The sequence below is a fragment of the Vibrio sp. Vb2880 genome (assembly GCF_033337975.1).
Classification (GTDB): domain Bacteria; phylum Pseudomonadota; class Gammaproteobacteria; order Enterobacterales; family Vibrionaceae; genus Vibrio; species Vibrio alginolyticus.
The window spans coordinates 1-2200 of record NZ_JAWORT010000065.1 but is presented as its reverse complement, the minus strand read 5'-3'; the positions used below and the strand labels follow the sequence as shown (position 1 = coordinate 2200).

The window sequence follows — 2200 nt, the reverse complement described above, 5'->3', positions numbered from 1 at the left end:
ACGAGGCTGGAAAAGGTGTCCGCAATGAGAACAGGTTGCGAAACGTGCCAATGAGCAGGAAAAACAGGCGGCATGAACATCAACCCCAAGTCAGAGGGTCCAATCGCAGATAGAAGGCAAGGCGTTCGCGGTCGGGGGCTTCGATCCCCAATACATTGAATAGGACAGCGAAGGCGCGCTCTGCTTCATCTGGCGCTGCCCAGTTCTCTTCGGCGTTAGCAATCATGAGTGCCAAATCGGCATAGCGATCTGCTGTTCCGAGCCGCCCAAGGTCGATCAGACCCGTGCATTGAAGAGTTTTAGGGTCCACCATGAAGTTCGGCATGCAGGGATCACCATGGCAAACAACCATATCGGTGCGCTCTTGGTCGAGCCGCACCGGTAGCTCTCGTTCGACACGAGCCAAAAGATCGAGCTGCGGCGTACTCTTGTCCTCGTCCGGTAAGAAGTCGGGATTGACGGCATTGCGGGACACCACATCAACGGCGCGTCCGAACATTCGCGACAGCCTGCGCTCAAACGGACATTGATCAACCGATAGGCTGTGAACAGCGCCAAGTTGCTGCCCCATTGACGGCCACGCTTTGAGCAAATCCGCTCCAGACAGATCAGCCGCCGGTACTCCCGGAATTGCCGTTATCACCAAGCATGCACCCTCCTGTTCCTCCTGCCAGTTGATCACCTCGGGGCAAGCCACACCTCGACCTTTGAGCCAAATGAGGCGGTCACGCTCTCCAGCGAGCTCACCGCGGCAGGAAGCAGGTGCGATTTTCGCGAAGGCATGCCCGTCACCACGTCGAAAAACAAAATCACCAGATTCTCCGCCTCTGACAGGCAACCAGTCAGAATGCGATTCACCAAAAAAAATATTAGTTCGATTCAATGGAGGTTCCTTCAGTTTTCTGATGAAGCGCGAATATAGAGAAATATCCCGAATGTGCAGTTAACGAATTCTTGCGGTTTCTTTCAGCGCCGCCAATACCGCCAGCCCGTCGCGCAAGGGGCGCGGCTCGTGTGTGCGGATGAAGTCAGCTCCACCTGCGGCGGCGGCAAGCTCTGCAGCGAGTGTCGCGGCCCCGACATCCCCCGGACCACGGCCTGTGAGCGCGCGCAGAAAGGATTTGCGCGAAACAGACAGAAGCACCGGCAAATCGAAGCGCAGCCGCAATTCATCGAACCGCGCCAGCACCGAGAGCGAGGTTTCGGGAGCAGCCCCCAGAAAAAACCCCATGCCGGGATCAAGGACAAGGCGGTTGCGTTTGATACCGGCACCCGTCAGCGCCGCGATGCGCGCGTCAAAGAACGCCGCAATGTGATCCATGATGTCGCCAGCGGGTGCCTCGCGCCGATCTGCCTGCCCGTCTTGCACCGAATGCATAACGACGAGTTTGGCAGATGATTTCGCCAATTGCGGATAGAACGCAGCGTCTGGAAAACCGCGAATATCATTGAGATAGGCTACACCACGCGACAAGGCATAGGCTTGCGTCGCGGGTTGATAACTGTCGAGCGAGACGGGAATGCCATCTGCCTTGAGCGCGTCCAGCACCGGCGCGATACGCGCGATTTCTGTGTCGGACGAAACAGGCGCGGCGTCGGGATTGCTGGATGCCGGACCGAGGTCGATCACATCTGCCCCCTCGGCCATCAGCTTACGCGCCTGCGCAATGGCTGCGTCTGGCGCCAGATACCGGCCTCCATCGGAGAAACTGTCCGAGGTTATGTTGACGATGCCGAAAATGATGAGCGATTTATTCATGGGGGCTTCTATAATAATAATAATCGAGCATGAGTCTCATACGGATGCTCGGGTCGAAAGGGAATCCCCAGGCGAGTAACCTGTTTGCGGTGATCCATTAGCTGCAGGAGCAGAATAGCATACATCTGGAAGCAAAGCCAGGAAAGCGGCCTATGGAGCTGTGCGGCAGCGCTCAGTAGGCAATTTTTCAAAATATTGTTAAGCCTTTTCTGAGCATGGTATTTTTCATGGTATTACCAATTAGCAGGAAAATAAGCCATTGAATATAAAAGATAAAAATGTCTTGTTTACAATAGAGTGGGATACAGACACGCTTGATATGTTTGGAGATGGGGTTCTAGGGATTTTCCCCTCTAAAAAGACTTAATCCTCTGTAGACCACACCAATAAATGGCTGCGGAGGTGGGTTACTACTTATAAGTGTGGCAAATTAGGTAAATA

At 54.5% G+C, this 2200-nt stretch carries 3 protein-coding genes; all 3 read right to left on the bottom strand.

Features of this window, described 5'->3' with window-relative positions; all coding sequences use genetic code 11:
- Positions 1-80, bottom strand: an 80-nt coding sequence (locus R7M92_RS24845) for an aminoglycoside phosphotransferase family protein (RefSeq protein WP_219564665.1), incomplete at its 3' end; no start/stop codon positions are given.
- Positions 80-883: an aminoglycoside O-phosphotransferase APH(3'')-Ib gene (aph(3'')-Ib, locus tag R7M92_RS24840; protein WP_077202330.1), complete on the bottom strand. Its 804-nt coding sequence runs from the start codon at positions 881-883 to the stop codon at positions 80-82. The genes aph(3'')-Ib and R7M92_RS24845, both read right to left, overlap by 1 nt.
- 60 nt (positions 884-943) lie before the next feature.
- Positions 944-1759: a sulfonamide-resistant dihydropteroate synthase Sul2 gene (gene sul2, locus R7M92_RS24835; RefSeq protein WP_001043260.1), complete on the bottom strand. Its 816-nt coding sequence runs from the start codon at positions 1757-1759 to the stop codon at positions 944-946.
- Positions 1760-2200: the final 441 nt, after the last annotated feature.